At 40.7% G+C, this 18,304-nt stretch carries 19 protein-coding genes and 1 riboswitch; of the genes, 1 reads left to right on the top strand and 18 read right to left on the bottom strand.

Features of this window, described 5'->3' with window-relative positions:
* Positions 1-45 precede the first annotated feature (45 nt).
* From B5D59_RS00230 to B5D59_RS00180, 11 genes are all read right to left on the bottom strand, one after another.
* Positions 46-630: a lysophospholipid acyltransferase family protein gene (locus B5D59_RS00230; protein WP_078816461.1), complete on the bottom strand. Its 585-nt coding sequence runs from the start codon at positions 628-630 to the stop codon at positions 46-48.
* Positions 627-1,304, bottom strand: coding sequence for a (d)CMP kinase (cmk, locus tag B5D59_RS00225; RefSeq protein ID WP_078816460.1), 678 nt, complete (start codon positions 1,302-1,304; stop codon positions 627-629). The genes B5D59_RS00230 and cmk overlap by 4 nt, the downstream gene beginning before the upstream one ends.
* Positions 1,305-1,379: 75 nt before the next feature.
* A complete protein-coding gene (locus B5D59_RS00220; protein WP_078816459.1) occupies positions 1,380-2,024 on the bottom strand; it encodes a flagellar brake protein in 645 nt (214 codons plus the stop codon).
* 69 nt (positions 2,025-2,093) lie between these two features.
* Entirely contained in the window at positions 2,094-3,377 is a 1,284-nt protein-coding gene (locus tag B5D59_RS00215; protein ID WP_078816458.1) for a PepSY1/2 domain-containing protein, read from the bottom strand.
* 24 nt (positions 3,378-3,401) lie between these two features.
* Positions 3,402-4,187, bottom strand: a complete 786-nt coding sequence (sleB, locus tag B5D59_RS00210) for a spore cortex-lytic enzyme (RefSeq protein WP_139365914.1) — start codon at positions 4,185-4,187, stop codon at positions 3,402-3,404.
* 82 nt (positions 4,188-4,269) lie between these two features.
* Positions 4,270-4,965, bottom strand: coding sequence for a glutamic-type intramembrane protease PrsW (gene prsW, locus B5D59_RS00205; RefSeq protein ID WP_078816457.1), 696 nt, complete (start codon positions 4,963-4,965; stop codon positions 4,270-4,272).
* Positions 4,966-5,073: 108 nt separating this feature from the next.
* On the bottom strand, positions 5,074-6,039 hold the full coding sequence (locus tag B5D59_RS00200; RefSeq protein WP_078816456.1) for a YpdA family putative bacillithiol disulfide reductase: 966 nt from the start codon (positions 6,037-6,039) through the stop codon (positions 5,074-5,076).
* Positions 6,040-6,066: 27 nt separating this feature from the next.
* Complete coding sequence (locus tag B5D59_RS00195; RefSeq protein ID WP_078816455.1) at positions 6,067-6,831, bottom strand: metallophosphoesterase; 765 nt, start codon at positions 6,829-6,831, stop codon at positions 6,067-6,069.
* A 123-nt stretch (positions 6,832-6,954) separates the two neighbouring features.
* Complete coding sequence (locus B5D59_RS18070; RefSeq protein ID WP_078816454.1) at positions 6,955-7,656, bottom strand: LysM peptidoglycan-binding domain-containing protein; 702 nt, start codon at positions 7,654-7,656, stop codon at positions 6,955-6,957.
* 150 nt (positions 7,657-7,806) lie between these two features.
* A complete protein-coding gene (locus B5D59_RS00185; protein ID WP_078816453.1) occupies positions 7,807-9,240 on the bottom strand; it encodes a RecQ family ATP-dependent DNA helicase in 1,434 nt (477 codons plus the stop codon).
* Positions 9,240-10,274, bottom strand: a complete 1,035-nt coding sequence (locus B5D59_RS00180) for a YpbB family protein (RefSeq protein ID WP_078816452.1) — start codon at positions 10,272-10,274, stop codon at positions 9,240-9,242. The genes B5D59_RS00185 and B5D59_RS00180 overlap by 1 nt, the downstream gene beginning before the upstream one ends.
* A gap of 111 nt (positions 10,275-10,385) precedes the next feature.
* On the opposite strand from B5D59_RS00180, the gene B5D59_RS00175 reads away from it, so the two are divergent.
* Positions 10,386-10,643, top strand: a complete 258-nt coding sequence (locus tag B5D59_RS00175) for a ferredoxin (protein ID WP_078816451.1) — start codon at positions 10,386-10,388, stop codon at positions 10,641-10,643.
* 126 nt (positions 10,644-10,769) lie between these two features.
* Here the strand turns inward: B5D59_RS00175 and B5D59_RS00170 are convergent, their stop codons facing one another.
* The 7 genes from B5D59_RS00170 to B5D59_RS00135 form a co-directional block, all read right to left on the bottom strand.
* Complete coding sequence (locus tag B5D59_RS00170) at positions 10,770-11,306, bottom strand: DUF1572 family protein (protein WP_078816450.1); 537 nt, start codon at positions 11,304-11,306, stop codon at positions 10,770-10,772.
* A gap of 172 nt (positions 11,307-11,478) precedes the next feature.
* On the bottom strand, positions 11,479-12,684 hold the full coding sequence (locus tag B5D59_RS00165) for an MFS transporter (RefSeq protein WP_078816991.1): 1,206 nt from the start codon (positions 12,682-12,684) through the stop codon (positions 11,479-11,481).
* 252 nt (positions 12,685-12,936) lie between these two features.
* Positions 12,937-13,518, bottom strand: a complete 582-nt coding sequence (locus tag B5D59_RS00155) for an ECF transporter S component (RefSeq protein WP_078816448.1) — start codon at positions 13,516-13,518, stop codon at positions 12,937-12,939.
* Positions 13,519-13,706: 188 nt separating this feature from the next.
* Positions 13,707-13,841, bottom strand: a riboswitch (FMN riboswitch).
* 72 nt (positions 13,842-13,913) lie between these two features.
* On the bottom strand, positions 13,914-15,119 hold the full coding sequence (locus B5D59_RS00150; protein WP_078816447.1) for a GerMN domain-containing protein: 1,206 nt from the start codon (positions 15,117-15,119) through the stop codon (positions 13,914-13,916).
* The gene (locus tag B5D59_RS00145; RefSeq protein WP_078816446.1) at positions 15,112-15,648 is read right to left on the bottom strand and encodes a sigma-70 family RNA polymerase sigma factor; all 537 of its coding nucleotides are present in this window, start codon (positions 15,646-15,648) and stop codon (positions 15,112-15,114) included. Before B5D59_RS00145 ends, B5D59_RS00150 begins: the two co-directional genes overlap by 8 nt.
* A 48-nt stretch (positions 15,649-15,696) precedes the next feature.
* Positions 15,697-17,487 carry an ATP-binding protein gene (locus B5D59_RS00140; RefSeq protein ID WP_078816445.1) on the bottom strand — a complete coding sequence of 597 codons (1,791 nt, stop codon included), beginning with the start codon at positions 17,485-17,487 and terminating at the stop codon, positions 15,697-15,699.
* Entirely contained in the window at positions 17,484-18,203 is a 720-nt protein-coding gene (locus B5D59_RS00135) for a response regulator transcription factor (protein WP_078816444.1), read from the bottom strand. The genes B5D59_RS00140 and B5D59_RS00135 overlap by 4 nt, the downstream gene beginning before the upstream one ends.
* Positions 18,204-18,304: the final 101 nt, after the last annotated feature.

Raw genomic sequence — 18,304 nt, 5'->3', positions numbered from 1 at the left:
AGTATTCGAATCTACACTTAAAAACAAAAAATTGCACTTATTCTTTTATTTGTGTTGCGCTATCAACTTGGAGATCTCTGCCATAATCGCTTCTGTCACTTCTTCAGCAGAAGCTTTTCTTTCGCGAAAAGGCGTCATGTCAATTGCATCGCCATAAACGACTTTCAGTTGTGAAAAAGCTTTATACGGGCCGATGATTGCACAAGGTACTACTTTTGCTTCGCCTCCTTTTAAAGCAAAGAAACCTGCTCCCGCTAACCCCTTACCGAGCTCCCCTGTCTTGCTTCTTGTACCTTCAGGAAATAGGCCGACAACTTTCCCATCACGAAGTAATTTGATCGTCGTCCGGAAGGCGTCACGGTCGCTCATGCCTCTTTTCACTGGATACGCTTGTACTTGCGGCAGAACGGACTTGAGAATCGGCTTTTTGAACAGTTCTTCTTTCGCCATGAAATGAACGGTTCTCGGGCAAGTGATTCCGACTACAGGCGGATCAAGATTATCTATATGATTGGTGCATAAAAGCACCCCGCCTTCTTTAGGGAATTTTTCTTTGCCAATTACTTTAATTCGATAAAGTGGATAACAAATCGTACTGATCAAAAATTTGCCTAAAGGATATAAGTTCATCGAGCTAACCTCTTTTCGGCATATTCAACGATACTATTTGTCACTTCTTCTATTGTTTTCCCCGTTGTGTCAATTATAATCGCATCTTCTGCTTTTTTTAATGGAGAAATTTCGCGTTCGCTATCTGCCTTGTCTCGCGCTGATATTTCTCCTTTCAATGTTTCATAATCCACTGTATTGCCCCGTTGCTTTTCTTCTAATAAACGTCTCTCTGCTCGTTCTTCCACGGATGCCGTCATGAAGATCTTCAATTCCGCATCTGGCAGCACAGACGTGCCGATATCCCTGCCGTCCATTACGACAGATGAATCTTTTGCTAAGTTCTGTTGTTTTTTCATTAAAAGTTGACGAACTGACGTAAGTGCCGCAATTGCGGAAACTTGGGAAGTCACTTCATGTGAACGAATGACCTCCGTCACATCGCGACCGTCCAAAATTACCTTTTGCGCTTGCTCACCTTGTTGCAACTCAATTTCTGCTTGTCCCACAAGTTGAGCGATGGCTTCTTCATCATGTGGATCCACGGCATTTTGAAGTACTTTATACGTGATGGCCCGATACATCGCTCCTGTATCGATATAAGTGTATCCTAATTTTCTCGCCACTAATTTAGCAATTGTACTTTTACCGGCTGCCGCAGGTCCGTCGATTGCAATTCTCATTCCACCAGTCATGCTAAAAACCCCTCCATTTTCGCCTTTATTGTACCATATGCAAAAAGGAAAAGTCTTTTGAAGATAGACTTTTCCTTAAGAATTACGCAACTCTAATTGACGTTCAAAACAATACCGAATGATATGCTGGCGATCTTTTTCATCAATTTCTTCAAACTTTAAAGAGCTTAGCCGGCGATTGTCCTGCTCCCAATTTCTTACGACCTTCGCCTTGCAGGAAATATATTTGATTTCATTTTTGGAAAAATGAAGTACAATCATCAAATCCAACTCTGTTTGTTGGGGGAAATACTCATGATTTTTCATATTGACTGCCAACCCGCCTGCACTCAAGTCGGATGAAACCAATTGCAACGATTCTGAATCAGCTTGTAAGGCTACATCCAATGATGTCTCGACTCGGACAAATTCACGTCTCTGAATCTTGATCAGTTCTTTATCTCCAGGATATTTCAGTTTTAACATCGGAATTGTTCGATTCATCCTGCTGTGAATTTCGGTACGAAATGCATAGGACATTTTGAGGTCATCAACAAATGTGATCAATAACTGGGTGCCATCAATGAAGAAAGCCGTTTTCCCAGTCTCCATGCTAATTGGATAGTCCATCATAAAATGAGTATGATCTTCTTCGATATCTACAACACGGGATTTAAACTTCTCGGATTCCTCTGTGTAATCCTTCTCAATCGTCAACACCGTACCAATTGTTAACTTCATCTCTCCACCTGCCAATAGTTACTTTTGATACTATTATGTCACGCGGTGAAGAGTTTTCCAATCTATTTCTTATTGTTTTTCGGTTTTAATTACTTCTAATGTGTCCGTATCCACTACAATTTTATAGGTCTCTGGTTTTTTATCATTGGAAACGACTGTAAGATAATGAGCCAAACGTTGCTCTAATTGCTTATTTTCAACATATGCAAGCTCTTCTTCCATTACCTTTACGCCCGTTCGGAAAAACTCTTTCCAATTCACGTCCCGGATGGGTTGCGGTTTTAGTGTTTCTTTACGAATATATTCAGATGTATCCATCCCTAATACTTCCCCATTATCCTTCGCCATTTTAATATGAATCGGATCAGAAAATACTTTTGCATTGTTATCTGGATTCACCCTGACGAAAACAAAATGCCAAGCCACATCATTTTCCCTGGACTCCTCCAATACAACGTCTTTGTAATCCGCCTTATCTAGGAACACCGCAGCCATTTTCTTTAATTCTTCAAATGACTTTGTTGGTTTTCCCATTCGACGTTCTACCAAATACGATAAGATATGTCCGCCTTTTTGGGTGATGTCAATATATCCAATTGATGAATTTTCGGAAAAACGAATGTGATAAAAAGGATAGGGTGCTCCTTTTCTGCTTTTCTCTGCGGCAATTACATCATTCGAGACTTCAGGTAAAAGCTTTTTAAATCGTTCGATTGCCTCGTCTTCTGTAATTTTCTGGTCTTTAATATTACGTAATTCTTTTTTCTTTTGCGCATCCGACTCACTTGCCGTCAAAGGAAATACAGCTTCTCCGTATTGTTTGATGGATGCCCCCATTTTACCCCAATTACCTTCATTTTCGACGTTGCTGCCAAGTTTATTCTCCCAATGCTGCATTGTCATATCGCCTGATAATAAATCAGAAGTAGCCACTTGCCATTCACTTGAGAGTTCATCCAAGTTATCCGAAGCCCGTTTCATGACAGCATAATAATCATCTTTATTGCCTTGCTCTGTAGATTCTTTCGCATAATTCCCGAGACGGCCTAAATAGTTCATCCAAGAAGTTGAAAAGCTCTCATTCACAGGAAGAGCACCTATTGAAGCTTTGATATCCGATGACAGTCGCCAAACATCTTCTCGCTCTTTAGCTGAGCTTTTTTCGTCTTCAAACAGCAATGATTTTTTAACCGATTCCTCAAGTTCGCCTAGCTTTTGTGAAGCGTCCGAAATACTTTTTGAATACTGTGTATTTAAAGCCACCGATAACTGCTCGGTCTCTTGAGTTTTACCAAAGGCATAAATCCCGAGTACTATGAATGAATAGGTCATAATAAAGAGCATTCTTTTCATATCGTCGCCTCGCCCTCCTTTCCTTTAATTACAAAATATGTGCAGTCCGATTTTCTTAATTTGCGGTCGTGACCAGATCCACTTACTCGTTGCTGTAATTGGATTGAAATAATAAATCGCATTTTCAGATGGGTCCCAGCCATTGATCGCATCGATGACAGCTTCTTTTGCCCTTTCATTCGGGGTCAGCCAAATTTGTCCATCTGATACAGCGGTAAAGGCTCCTGGTTGGAAAATAACTCCCCCGACGGTATCTGGGAAATCAGCATGTTCAATCCGATTCAAAATTACAGCTGCCACCGCAACTTGCCCTTCATAAGGCTCCCCCCGTGCTTCCCCATAAACCGCATTGGCCAATAACTTTATATCCTGATCCGAATATTTCGCAGGTGTCTGCATTTGTTTCTGCGGTTTGCTGCCTTTCTTGACTTGCGCCTCTAAAGGCTGGCCGCCATAATACGTAAATTGATTCCCTTTTGCAATTTGCCCTTTGACATACTTCTCATCGTAATCGGAGATTCCCTGCAACTTCTTCTTGACGTTTTTACCAACAATACCGTCTACCGGCATGCCATATTGTTCTTGAAAGTTCCGTAATGCCCAGTATGTTCCATAACCAAAGTTACCATCAATTTCACCATGATAAAATCCGATGTACTGCAGCCTTGCCTGCAATTCAATAACATCATCGCCTTTAGCACCTTTTGCCAAGTCACGCGCACTGAATGCTTCCGTTTGAATGACAAATAATGAAAGAACCATTACACCGGCGATGAGTAAAAATAGGAAGCGTACAGCAACTCGCTTCATGTAACATCCACCTCCAAATTTTTCTGCTTTGTTCTAGTTTGTCCAATGCTTTAAATTTTATGATAAAAAATAAAAAATCCGCCTAAGTAGACGGATTTTCTGGTTTTGCATTTATTTTCTTTCTAAATTGTTGCATCGCAAATGTATGGGCATATTTCACACGAGTCAAACCAAACCACCAAAGGAACAGCATAAAAGGAATCATTAAATATAGCCAATAGTCATATAAGAACAAGATTGCATTATAGAATGCGTGGAGCGTGAACGGAGCTAAAAAGGCAATCCAAACCCATCTGCCTTTTTCGGATTCTGTCGAAAACTTGGCTTTACCAAAATAATAGCCCATCACAACGCCAAATAAAGCATGACTCGATACGGGCAGCAACGCACGGATAAATGCTGTGTCCAGTCCGAATGAAAGAAGATATAAAATATTTTCAACGGTGGCAAAACCTAGCGAAACACTAGCGCCATACAAAATTCCGTCGTACGCATCCTCAAAATCAATGATTTTGTATACAAGGATAAAAATGATGATCCATTTGAAAAACTCTTCTAAACTACTAGTAAATAAAACGTTACGTAAAAATTCATTAGAAAATACATGTTCCTCTTCAAAAACGTGCTGAATGAACAAAATCGGAAAAGTCATAATAGCTCCATACATAAACGCATGAAACAATGTTCGCGATGGCTCTTTTGCGATTTGCTTTCGGAGATATAAGTAACTGAAAAGTGCTAGCCCTGGCGCAATCGCGACAGTAAGTAGAATAAACATAGGCGCCTCCCCATGACGCTAGTGTATCACAAAACCTACTTGCAGCACTCTAGTATTATAGTTCTCCTACTAAAGAACCGCCGGACGTTTTTCAGTCCGGCGGCTTTCTCATTCGTTCTGTTGTTTGATCGCTGCTGCAATCATCCCGCCGTGAAAGCGGCCATTCTCGATAAATATTTCATTGGCATTATTGCCCGCAGCTATCACACCTGCGATAAAAAGGTTTTCCACATTCGTTTCCATCGTCTCTTCATTAAAAATCGGACGTCCTGACGCTTCGTCCACTTGTATACCTATTCTGCGTAAAAAAGGATGGTCCGGATGATAACCGATCATCGCAAAGACGTAATCACTTGCCAAATCAAACGTCTTTCCTTGCTGAGTGACGGTTACAGCCGTCTCCGTAATCTCCGTGACACACGCATTAAAATACATTTGAATTTGTCCATTTCGCACCAAACTATCAAACCCTGGTAAAATCCATGGTTTTACACTCGCTGAATAGCTGTCTTTTCTATAAATAACCGAAACATGCGCCCCTGCTCGCTGCAACTCCAAAGCCGCGTCAACGGCTGAATTCTTGCCGCCGATCACAACAACATTTTTATTAAAATAAGGATGGGCCTCCTTAAAGTAATGATAAACGTTCGGCAACTCTTCACCTTTGACGTTCAGACTGTTCGGTTGATCGTAATAACCCGTTGCCACCACTACATAGGAAGCTTCATATGTCGCTTTATCAGTCTGGACAATGAATCCGTTCCCTTGCTTTTGAACGTTTTCTACTCGTTCGTGGCTATTGATTCGCAAATTCTTAAGTTGAGCCACCGTGCGATAGTACACCAATGCATCATTTCGCTTTGGTTTATCAATCGCCGTAATGAATGGAATATCGCCGATCGATAATTTGCTGCTGGAACTAAAGAATGTTTGGTGGGTCGGATAATTGTAAATGGAATGAACGATATTTCCTTTTTCAATGACAATTACGGACAACCCTATTTTTTGTAATTCGATTGCTGCGGATAAGCCACACGGACCGCCGCCGACAATTACTGCGTCAACAGAATACATGAAATCTACTCTCCTTACCCCATCTGCTCAGTAATGTATTTCCACTACATGACATTCAGGTTTGGCACCAAGCCGTAATGGCACCATCGTAGTGCCAAAACCATTACTAATCAACTTGGCACCATTTGTTGTTTTTTGAAAAACACCTAAATCTTGCAATCCCCATTTACCTAAACGGATTTGTCCCCCATGCGTATGGCCAGCCAACATGAGATCCGGCTTCATACGCCCTTCAATCTTACGAAATAGAGAAGGATTGTGGGCTGCTAAAATGAGATGTTTAAAACCAATTGTCGAGGCAACTGCCTGATCGACATCAACTGTACCATTTGAAGGGTCTTCCAATCCGCATAGTCCCCATGTCGGATGCCCTGGAATACGTATCGTTTGATCGACAAGCGTCACTCCGCCTGACTCTTCAATGATTTTCAAGAGCTCCTCTGTTCCCACCTCTTGGTCATTGTTTCCGAAAATATAATAAAGAGGACCAACCGTGGCCAACAGTTGAAAATTTCGTTTTACACGAGAAAGCGGCACTCCTTTTTCAGCCACATCTCCCCCTACAATGACTGCGTCAACAGGAAAAGTACGAAGTTTATTTATCAGCCCGTTTGAAAGCCGGCGCCTATGAATATCAGAAATAAAAAAAACCGTCAACTTCTTGGCAGTTGCGCCTTCTAAAGCAACTGTGTGCGTCAACACTCTGTTCCGATGTGCGAGTGAAAACATATATGCCAGCAGGCCAGCGCCAGACATTAAGACGGATAACAAAGTCGTTTGATACCTTTTCATCACACAGCTCCCATAGAAAAAAGCAAAGCATCCACTTTGCTTTTAAAATATTAGTAAAAAAACCATCATTATCATATCAATTTTTAGATAAAAGTCATAAAATGTTGCTCAATTGTACGTAACCTAAGGCAACACAAGTGTCTGCCCCACACTTATATTATTGGACGATAAGCCGTTCGCCTGTTGAATCTTCTGAACATGAGCGCCACTTCCATAATAATTGACAGAAATACGGTACAGCGTCTCGTTCGGTTTGACGACATGATGTCTAACACCCGTAGCAGGTTTATTTTGCGCCGGTTTTTCCACAGGCTTCTCCACCGGCTTGGGTGCTGGCTTTTCCACTGGTTTTGGCTTTGCTTCAGGTTTTGGTTTTGGTTTTGCTTCTGGTTTCGGCTCCGGTTGCTTGGCTGGCTGCTTATGTTTCTCCACCGGCTTTTCAGGCTTTACTTCGACTGCAGGCTTTTTAGCAGCATCCGCATTTGGTTTTTTTGTTTCTGCCGGTTGCTCTTTATTTCCCTTAGCAACTCCGGTCAAATTGCCATCTGCAACGGAATTATTGCTGACTGAAACCTTCGATTTTTCGACCGGCACTTGGTTCGGGACGGCAGGCGAATATAAATCGGATAAAACGTATACTAAAATCACAATCGGTATTAACGTAAATATAGCAAGAAGAATATTAATTAACTTCGTCCGATTCTGATTCTCCTTCTTTTTCTTTCTATGAATTTCTGAACGAGAAGGTAGTTTATCAGACTCTTTTTCTATAGTAATCTCTTTACGATTTTGCTCAAAATCAAGTTCATAGTCATCTTTTTTCATATGCAACTTCTCCTTCACATCTCATAATGTCAGTTCCAATTATGTGATGTAATTCATTTCTCAAAACTATCAAGAAATAGACATCATCCGAACGTATTCATACTTCCATTATGCCGAATTTTGTCGGAAAAGTAAATAAGGACAGAAGGCTTAGCCTAGTAATTGATGCAGTCTTTCTTTCCAATCCAATTTAGTCGAACGTTTTTGTTCAACTGTCGTCCTAACCATCCATTCATCGGCGATATTCTGACATTGTGAACAACAATCGAAAGTTGTAGCAGATTTTTCACCGAAATAACTGAGAAGCTTTTCTCTTAAACAATCTTCACTTCTCACAAATCTCTCCATGTCCGCGATTTGTCGTTCTTTCACTTGAAAGATTTGACGAATTTGACGAATGACATTTTCCTCGTCAAACTGCTCGAAATAATAATCCAGCAGTCGGGCCGCCACTTCTGTCAGTCCGGATTGTTCAGTCGCAAGCGATCCACTTACCCCCGTCTGCATCAATGAATGATAATAACGGATTTGTTGTTCGTCAGGCAAGTCTTCAAAAACGATGAATTTCAATTTTTGTATATCTCTTTCACTGTAAAGAAGTGTTGCGGCTGCTTTTTCTCCATCGCGTCCCGCCCTGCCTACCTCTTGTACATAAGCGGATGGAGTAGCCGGTAAATGCTCGTGGATAATTTGACGGATATCGTCTTTATGGATTCCCATCCCAAACGCATTGGTTGCACAAATCCACTCTAGGTCACCTTGTACAAACTGTTCTTGAATGATGGAACGTTCATCTTGTTCCTTGCCTCCATGATAACTCGCCACCCGGATCCCTTTTTCTTGCAGGACCGCCGCCAATTCATCCGCTCGCTTTCTAGAAGCGACATAGATAATGCCTGGACCGATCGTAACGGACAATCTTTCAATGATCCAGTCTGTTTTCGCCAATTGATTTTCTAAATGCAATACACGATAAGATATAGAAGGCCGATCGATCGGCTGACGTTCGATATGCGGTTGATTGAGCTGCAGATAAGACGTGATATCTTCTATTACCTTTTCACTTGCCGTCGCGGTTAAAGCTAAAACAGGTGCCCTTTTCGATCCTGCGAAAATTTCTTTCATCCGCAAATAATCCGGACGAAAATCGAATCCCCACTCCGATATACAGTGTGCTTCATCCACTACATAAAACGCCACGTTCAATTGCTCGATCAATTGTTGAACCGCTGTTTGCATAAGCATTTCAGGTGACAGAAAAATGAATTTATACTGATGCAATGTATTCAGAGCCAATTCTTTCTCTTGTCTCGATAAAAATGAATTTATCGCAACAATTCTTTTTTCTTTATGTTTACGTAAATTAGCGACTTGATCTTCCATTAATGCAACCAGTGGGGAGATTACGACTACTGCGCCATCCATTACGTAGGCAGGAAGTTGATAACAAAGTGACTTGCCCATCCCGGTGGGAAAAATCGCGACCGCATCCCTGCCAGCTACAATATGACGGATCACTTCTTCCTGTCCGGGCCGAAATGCAACATAGCCAAACCTTTGCTGTAAAACGTCTTGTATGTCCATCAACTGTCCACCCGCTTTCCATGGATGATAATTAACCGAAGCTGAAAATATGATAGTTCCGCACACCGCTCTTTTAATACACGCAATCGTTTTGTCTGCAACCGGTCAATTTGCTGCCAAACTTTCTGGATCTGTTCAGCGGTGACAAATTCTTCATACGGAAAAGTTTTTACATTTGCAGCCATTTCCACCATATGATCCTCTATTGTACTGAGTTTCAGATTGCGCAGCGAAGCAATCTGCTCTATAGAATACCCTTGTTGAACCAATTTACGCGATCGTTCTGCAGATTGCGTCAAATAGTTCTCCACTCTGCACCCTACAGCCAAGCTTTTCACTAAAGGCATGTCCTCATGTTCTTCAATGAAATCTAGTACGATATGTAAGCTTTCCAGGAAATAGATTTGAACACTTGTGACAGGCGAATTCAGCGCTTCCGCTATTTGCTCCCATGTATAAGCCGTCAATTGCACACCAGTCAACCTATATGAAAGAATCGTTCGTTGCAGATCGGTCAGATTCGCTTCAGATAGAATCTGTACCAATTCTTTATGTACTCTTTTTGCAAGTTCATCCACCGATACCGTCTGTCTGCGAAGGAATTCTTTGACGAATTGCTGTATATGCAACTCCTTTTGTATCGGTGCAAACATTGTCTGCCCGGTCCGAATATACGATAATGTTTGTACAGTAAGTGCCAGCCGCTTAACGAATTCCCTTTCTCCGCCACGGTATTCCCACCCATTGAAACGCCATGGCGCATGCAGCATATTCTTGCGGCCTTTATCTGTAACGTAAACGACTTGATTTTCAATACGTATTAAACCTTCTGCTATCAAACGTTCAATTTGTCGACGATAACCATCGGTTGATAGGTTTGGAAATAACGAATAAAATGGTTTCAATTGATAGTTTTCGACATCCTGCAATGTTTGCCCGGATCTTTTGCCGCGAAGAATATGATACACTCCTTGTGCAGATCGTTCGCCATGAAGGCGCTGAAACATCGTTAATAAGATTGAAATAAAAACCAATTACGCTTCCTCCCGAAGAAATAGAGTTTTATTGTTGAAAAGTGATGAAAACAGCTTTAGAATAGAGTAGATGCAAAATAGGTTGAGTGAATGGAAGAAGGGAGAAAGACAATGTCTAGCAAAAAGTACACAATTGTCGATCAGGATACATGTATAGCTTGCGGTGCATGCGGGGCTGCTGCACCGGATATCTATGATTATGACGACGAGGGAATCGCGTTTGTTATTTTAGATGATAACATGGGAAACACTGAAGTTCCAGAAGAACTGATGGAAGATCTCGAAGATGCGTTCGATGGCTGTCCAACTGATTCAATTAAAATTGCGGATGCTCCTTTTGAAGGCGATCCATTAAAATATGAAGATTGATTCATGAACAACAACACTTCCGAACGCAGGATGTGTTGTTTTTTGATTGTTATAAAAAGAATATGTTTCTAAACAATTAAAGTACATTGGATTGTGGCCGGGATATGACGTGAAGTATCAAGAACTTTATGACTCTTGCCTTTTCAGCTTTTCCTGTAAGTATTCTTCAGACGCTCCCTTGGGGATACTAAGGCTTTCCCAAATGTCCCCTTTTAACTGCTTACCAATATAAACTATCTGCCCTATATGATAAGCATAGTGAGCCATTTGCCTTTCAATCGCTTCTAGCACCGTATGACTTTCACCACGAATTGTTACCTTCTTTACTAAATCTTTATCATCTAAATCTTGTAATGTGCCGAATAGAGTATTCCAACCATTTTCCCAAACTATTATTAATTCTCGTTTCGATAAAACATGATCCACAAATTCCTGATCACGATTCCTATAGGTTTTTTCTCCATCCAAAGTTAAAAAGTCCGACCATCGAGATATCATATTTCCGCTTAAATGCTTGGCTATAACCGCAACACTATTGGAAGCTTCGTTTAACTTCCAATGAATGTCGTCTTCTGTCAATTGATTTATCGTCTTATCTCCAAGATCTTTAACACTTCTAAACCTATCCTGCACAACTTTCAAATATTCAGTTCCAAGATTCATGGGAGCTCCTCCTAGTAAAATAATGTGACTTACTAATTTATCATCTGTAAGTTGATAAATGATCTGATGGCACAATTTTCATTTAGCTATAGCACTCTTTGCAGAAGATATTAAATTAATTAACTAAGTGAGAATATGGGTTCGTAAAACAACAAACCCACATGTTAAAATACTATTCCATTATGTTCCGAACAAACAAATGCTTATTCTTATATACAATCAACGTGACGATAGCAAGCATTAGTCCCGAAACAAGAAAAACACTCCTGACCCCAAATAAATCTGCCAGAATACCCATACCAAGAGAGGATATTCCGAATATCCCTGTTGAAATCGCCCCCAAAGATGTATATACAGTAGACAACTTTTCCTTCGCTACGCTGGTTTGAATTACTGTTTGTTGAGGAATGCTCTTTAACTGCCCGAATAAACCAATTCCAACTGCCAACAATAAAGCAATCATCGGATTGCTGGTTGCACTAAATAATATAGTTATAAAAAAGCTAGATAAAGAGCCAATGAAAATTATTTTGGCAAGCTTTCTTTCGACTAGAGAAGAGTATTTTATGCAATAGATGCTTCCGATTATTAGCCCTAAAAAGAAGGAGCCGTTGATGAAGCCCCACCATTTTTCGTCTACGTGCAGTGCATCACTGACAAACACATACAAAATAGCGGCAATCCAAACTGTAGCAGCCACGGTTTCCAAGACTTCCATATATGCTATTTTCCGTAATACAGGGACATCAAACAAGGTTTTCCAACCAACTTTAGTCCGATCGAGCTTTCTTTCCTGTTTCGATCTCTGATGTTCTACATTATCCAATAAAAACATCATGATACTTGATAGTGCAAACATGAGACTAACAACCCAAATTAACTGCTGTGCATCCATGAAAATCAAAAATAAACTGCCTACAAACCACATCACCGTTTGAATGAATTGGGATATCGTTTCTGCTACACCGTTCGCTCGAACTAATCTTTCTGGCTCTACGTACTGCGGTATCATGGTTAGTTTTATCGGATTAGCACATCCGTCAAGGAACGCAATGCCAGAGATGACGAGAAACACCAAATAATAATTTGCTCCTGATATCCCACTTAAAAATAGTCCTAGTACTACGATCAGGCCTGTTTTTCCCAATTGTGATCCAGTCAGTAACCACTTCAAATTAACTTTACCTATTACTAGAGGTGTCAAAAGACTCGATAAAAACATCGAGGACGTAATTGTAAAAGGCACAAAGGACGCAGCCGTTGCAGATCCTGTTAACGCAAAAATCGTGCTTATAATGCCAACCATATACAGAACATCACCAATACTTGCAAGTGACTGCCCTGTTATGAGTAAAATGAAGTTTTTATTCAATTGTATATCCCCCAATTAAAATTGATTAACTTAGAAAGCTGGGGATTCTTAAATTGGACTGTTCATATACCCTTGGCTCCTTTACCTTTAGAGATAAACCTCGGGGGATTAAGGTTTATCGTTTTTTGGTTAGACAATTTAAAACCTATTGGTATAACAACTAAACTTTGTAATCCAACATTGTTTACCATGTTACGAGCACCAAATCAAAAAATAAAACAGCAGCCCCTTTTTAAAAAGAAACTGCCGTTTGTTTAATTAAACTAATAACTTCTTCTGTTGCTGGAGAATCCACTTCTCCATACTTCTATATAACATCAACGAAATCGCCAATAATATGACACCTTTAATGAGGTTGAATGGCAAGATCCCTAAAATGACCATTTTATAAAGTGCATCACCTGTTACAGCTGGCATACCAAGGAAATAAGTGTACATCGGGAAAAACACAAAGTAATTCAAGACACTCATACCAATCGCCATTGCTGTTGTACCTGCGATCAAACCTGCCGCCAGCCCTTTTGTCGAACGATATTTCATGTAGATCCAATAAATCGGCATGATGAACATGACACCTGTTGCAAAGTTTGCAATTTCACCTACAGGAACACCCGTTGGACTACCGGATAAAAACCAATACATGATATTCTTCAATAATTCCACACCGATCCCTGCAACTGGTCCCATTGTCATGATTGCGACGACAGCCGGAACTTCACTGAAATCAAACTTCAGAAATCCAGGCAATGCAGGCAATGGAAAGTTAAACTGCATTAAAACGGTGGATATACTTCCTAAAACAGCAATCAAAATTAACTTGCGTAACTTCATGTTTTTCATTTGTTCCTCTCTCCTTTTGCGATTCACTTCAAAAGAGGAAAGGCTTGCTCATCTGCTGCTTCGCTAAAAATCCCTAAAGCAAATCGCTTTAGGGAGAGTTAAATGCACTGTTAATAACAGATAAATTTTCAAGGATTTATCCGAGTTTAAACAAGCATCATTTTGCGTACACAAAAAGATGGCTGCACCTTCACCTTCTCCCATCCAGACTATACTGTCGGCTCCGGAATCTCACCAGAATCAGCTGTTAAGCTCGCGGGCTAAAAATAGAAGACTATTTTATTTCCGCCGGTCGGGAATTACACCCTGCCCCGAAGATGAATCAATATTATGTTATATTCCTATTGTAACTAAAAAAAACTGTTTTGTAAACTACTTGAGTCTACAAAACAGAATTATTTGAGAATAAGGAATTTCGGATTCGCTCCAATTGGTTTCGGCAGCGGCTGTGTAAAATCAAAATCCTGCCATTGCTCTTGCATTATTTGATCGAACTGTACTTGTCGATCAAAGCTTGCAGCAGTCAATAAAATACCTTCGATTAATTGCATAGCCTCTTCCACTTGCATACTATCTAAATCTAATACATCACTAAATTCCACATGGAGCACTTCCTTGTCTTCCGAGACTTTAAAATCTACGCCTTCTGGAACGACACTAGAATAAATGTCATTCGGCTTTTTCTTCATGCTCAACAAAGCTTCTTGTGGCGATTTAAAGGATTTACCGAAATTCGAAGAAAGCAACTCTTCCCCATTTTCTTGAGTGAATCGATAATAGGCTTGTTGCGATTTAGAGCCTTTCAGCACAATAGGTTTGCTCGCTTCACCGATCTGATCAAATACAATAGGCAATCCGTCCTCTCGAAGAAATTTGACTTCATCGAATCCGTAAAACGTATCTTGAACGGCTTGATTCAACATCTCTAGCGTAGCGCTCGCCATGTCGTACGAATGATCTGCAGCAAATTTCATCCATACTTGTTTTTCATTCGATGAAATCACCGCGTTAAACGGGTGATACTCAGTGAAGCCGAGTGATTCCTCATCTAGTTTTCCGGCATACATATTGTAAAGTGCAACAGCATCCGGCTGTATCGTTCCTAAATCACTTTCTACCAACTCATTCGGTATAAGGAAGGTCACAGGTACAACCGTTGCCTGATTCGTCGCCAGACCTATATGAAAAGCCTTCTGTTTAGCTACGTCAGACGGATAGACGGCATAATGCGGGGCCGTCGGTAAAGCTCTAGAGAATGTCGCCATATCTTGACTTGACTCGGTTGATTCTGAATTTTCTTCCAGTGATGCCGGAGCAGGGTCCGCATTATCCACCGGTTCCGCTTTATCCATCGATACTTGATTCGATGGATTGAGAAACGTCGGCACTAAAATACTGAGCAATAAAATCGCTGCAACAGCCACAAGAATCGGCTGCCATTTCGCTTTCATCCGCTTCTTCTTTGGCTGGGGTTCTTCGTTTACTCTCGGATCTTTCTTAAGTCTTGCTAGTACATCTTCTTTAGAGCGGTGATCTGAAATCGTAGGCATTTCGCGTAATGTAGTTTCAATTTTTTCTTCATTCCACTTATCATTACTCATTTGATCGCCCCTTTCTCACCGAACGTGCTTCTACCTTTTCCTTCAAAGCCTTTACTGCACGATGCTGGGTAGTTTTTACTTTACCCTCTGTCCATTCCAAAACTTCTGCAGTTTCAGCAATCGTGAGGTCTTGGAAGAACCGCATGAGAATGACCATTTTCTGATCGCCTGTACAGTTATGCAATTCTTCCAAAACTAGTCGTTTCTCTTCATCCGATTCGATAAGTTGCTCAGGCAGGAGACCGTGTGCAACCAATTCCTGTGTTTCCCAATCGAAATGAAGATCTGTATGCTTCTTCATGGTTGCTTGTTTACGGAAATAATCAATCGAGACATTTTTCGCAATTGCAAACAGCCATGTTTTCTCTGAACTTTTTCCTTCGAAGTTGCTGTATGATTTCAGTACGCGAACATATACTTCATGCATTAAATCTTCGGCTATGTCTCGATTACGAGTCAAATAGATCAAAAAATTAAATACATCTCGGTTATATTCTTCGTACAATCGCAGGAAAACGGAATCATCCATTTAATCCCCTCGCTCTATTATAGTAGTCGATTCATTTGAGGAAAGGTTTCAATTCTTTGGAGAATCAAATGGAAGTGAGCAAATGAAGACGGTTCCTTTCTCATCTCCATGTTTCGCCAAAATTGATCCGTGATGTGCATCCATGATGTTTTTTGCGATAGCCAAACCTAAACCTGTCCCACCTTTACCTCGCGTCCTCGCTTTGTCTGCTTTATAAAAACGTTCAAAGACAAATGGTAAGTCTTTTTCAGGAATCCCTACGCCTGTATCAGAAACCGACAGATCAAGCATCCCATTCGATCGATGGATTCCTAGTGTCACTTCACCTCCATTAGGTGTATGACGAATCGCATTATCAATCAAATTAGTGAATACTTGTTCAAGGCGATCCTCATCGGCAAGTATAACTAGATTTGATGATTCTTCTGTATTTAAGGTGAGATTCACTTGCGCGTCTTTTGCTACTTGAGAAAATTTTGTTACCATACGATTCATAAATTCGAAGATCGGCAATGGGTTCTCATGCAACTGGATATGACCCGATTCCATTCTTGCCAAGTCCAGCAAGTCTGTCACCAAGCGACTCATTCGCTTGGATTCATCATGAATAATTCGAACCATTTCCATGCGTTCTTCCTCACTGCTGACCACATCGTCAATAATCGCTTCACTGTACCCCTGCAACATCGAAATAGGAGTCCGTAATTCGTGGGAGACATTGGCAATAAAGTCTGAACGCAATTTATCCAATTTATGCTGTTCCGTCATATCCCGAAATACAGCGACCGCACCTCGAATATTATTTTCGCTATAGAGAGGACTGATGGAAATGACATAGAACTGTCCACCTAATTCAAGCTCATCTTCCACTTCCTCCGAAAATGAGATCGCATGCTCCAACATATGGAAGACTTCCTTTGGCAGAGGATGATGCTTTTTCTCATTGTAGCCATACCATTTTTTTAATAACAGCTCGGCTTGTGGATTCTTCAGCAATATCGAATAATCCTGATTAAACGTAACAACTGCATCTGTCATGGAAGTTAGAATACTGGATAATTGTTCTTTCTCCTGTTTGATTAACTCCATATTGTATTTTAATTGACGTCCCATTTGATTAAATGCTGTTGCGAGTTGACCAATTTCATCGTTTTGTGCAACTGGCAAATGAGTATCAAAATTCCCTTTGGACAATTCGAATGCAGCTTGTTTCATTTTCCGTAACGGCAGCGTAATCCGTGTCGATAAGAAAAAGGCAAAAAATGTAGTTAGTATGAATGCAATGAATGCTGATAAGAATACAATATTAGTTGTACTTTTCGTCGTGCGGTGTACTGCGTCCAAACTTTGGTACATGAGGACACTTGCTTTTTCTCCTGAAAATTGTTCATAAGGATAAGAAAGAATCAAATATTGCCCCATTACTTCGTCTTCGTCTAAAGATGGAAGGATCATTTCCTTTACAATCTGATCGCCAACTTCCGGTGATTCAAAAAGACTTCGTTCAGATAACAATTTTTTTTCAATTTCTTCTTTACTTGCAGCCGTATGGAACGAATAAAGAATTTGCCCTTCTTGACCCACTATTATCGCATTGGTCTCGGTGTCCAGTATGTCTTCTATGATCAAATGCATGGAACTCGTAGTTTGTCCTTCATGATCATTGACAATTTTGCTGATGGTGGCAGCTTCCCTCTGCAAGGATTCTTCTGCTTGTTTCGTATGAAAATTATCCAGAAACTCCAGCAGAAGCAATGTCACGATAAACAGGACAAATGAAACGAGAAGCAATATGGTGGCCCATAGCTTCCCGACAATTGAATTCCATATTCTAATCATTCGTTCGGAACCTCGAACTTATAACCGACGCCCCAGACGGTGACGATCATTTTGGCTGCCCTTTCAGATACACGACTTAACTTTTCTCGAAGTCGTTTGACGTGCGTATCTACCGTTCTCAAATCTCCAAAAAACTCATAGTGCCAAACTTCCTTCAATAACTGCTCGCGATCGAACACTTTATCCGGAGATTTCGCCAAGAAATAGAGCAATTCATATTCTTTCGGCGTCAAATTCACTTCTTTACCCTCCGCCGTTACACGGTGTGCATCGTGATCGATTGTTAATTGAGGGAATACGACTAAATCTTTCGATGTGGTAGACGATGAAACATTCGGGAAAGAAACCGACCTTCTAAGCATCGCTTTAACACGCAGTACCACTTCTCTCGGACTGAATGGCTTGACGATATAATCATCCGCACCGCTTTCAAATCCGCCTACACGGTCGGATTCTTCACCTTTTGCAGTCAAAAGAATGACAGGTGTCATTTGCTTATGTTCACGCAGTTCTGCCAACACTTCCAACCCATCTTTTTCAGGCATCATGACATCAAGCAATATGCAATCATACTGTTCAGCAAACGCTTTCTCCAAAGCTTCTGCTCCATCCACCGCTTCGTCGATTTCATAACCTTCGCGAGATAGATACATATTCAGCAGTCGGCGAATCCGATCCTCATCATCCACTACTAATAATTTCACTGTTTCTTCCACAAATCATTACCCCTTTCGACAATCTTCTATGTCCATTGTACAATTTCTAGTGTTTAAAAGAAATCAATTACGCCTCGGCGTAATTGCGTCCGGATTCTTTC

This window comes from Sporosarcina newyorkensis (genome assembly GCF_900167515.1).
Lineage (GTDB): Bacteria > Bacillota > Bacilli > Bacillales_A > Planococcaceae > Sporosarcina > Sporosarcina newyorkensis.
Note: the sequence above shows the minus strand (reverse complement) of the source record. Positions and strands in the feature narration are given on the sequence as shown.

Excerpts from the sequence above, each read along its gene's own strand:
- cmk (WP_078816460.1), bottom strand. The coding sequence starts at position 1,304 with ATGACTGGTGGAATGAGAATTGCAATCGACGGACCTGCGGCAGCCGGT.
- B5D59_RS00145 (WP_078816446.1), bottom strand. The coding sequence starts at position 15,648 with ATGGATGATTCCGTTTTCCTGCGATTGTACGAAGAATATAACCGAGAT.
- B5D59_RS00140 (WP_078816445.1), bottom strand. The coding sequence starts at position 17,487 with ATGATTAGAATATGGAATTCAATTGTCGGGAAGCTATGGGCCACCATA.
- B5D59_RS00150 (WP_078816447.1), bottom strand. The coding sequence starts at position 15,119 with ATGAGTAATGATAAGTGGAATGAAGAAAAAATTGAAACTACATTACGC.
- B5D59_RS00195 (WP_078816455.1), bottom strand. The coding sequence starts at position 6,831 with ATGAAAAGGTATCAAACGACTTTGTTATCCGTCTTAATGTCTGGCGCT.
- B5D59_RS00215 (WP_078816458.1), bottom strand. The coding sequence starts at position 3,377 with ATGAAAAGAATGCTCTTTATTATGACCTATTCATTCATAGTACTCGGG.
- B5D59_RS00155 (WP_078816448.1), bottom strand. The coding sequence starts at position 13,518 with ATGAAAAACATGAAGTTACGCAAGTTAATTTTGATTGCTGTTTTAGGA.
- B5D59_RS18070 (WP_078816454.1), bottom strand. The coding sequence starts at position 7,656 with ATGAAAAAAGATGACTATGAACTTGATTTTGAGCAAAATCGTAAAGAG.
- B5D59_RS00230 (WP_078816461.1), bottom strand. The coding sequence starts at position 630 with ATGAACTTATATCCTTTAGGCAAATTTTTGATCAGTACGATTTGTTAT.
- B5D59_RS00200 (WP_078816456.1), bottom strand. The coding sequence starts at position 6,039 with ATGTATTCTGTTGACGCAGTAATTGTCGGCGGCGGTCCGTGTGGCTTA.
- prsW (WP_078816457.1), bottom strand. The coding sequence starts at position 4,965 with ATGTTTATTCTACTTACTGTCGCGATTGCGCCAGGGCTAGCACTTTTC.
- B5D59_RS00185 (WP_078816453.1), bottom strand. The coding sequence starts at position 9,240 with ATGGACATACAAGACGTTTTACAGCAAAGGTTTGGCTATGTTGCATTT.
- sleB (WP_139365914.1), bottom strand. The coding sequence starts at position 4,187 with ATGAAGCGAGTTGCTGTACGCTTCCTATTTTTACTCATCGCCGGTGTA.
- B5D59_RS00175 (WP_078816451.1), top strand. The coding sequence starts at position 10,386 with ATGTCTAGCAAAAAGTACACAATTGTCGATCAGGATACATGTATAGCT.
- B5D59_RS00220 (WP_078816459.1), bottom strand. The coding sequence starts at position 2,024 with ATGAAGTTAACAATTGGTACGGTGTTGACGATTGAGAAGGATTACACA.
- B5D59_RS00170 (WP_078816450.1), bottom strand. The coding sequence starts at position 11,306 with ATGAATCTTGGAACTGAATATTTGAAAGTTGTGCAGGATAGGTTTAGA.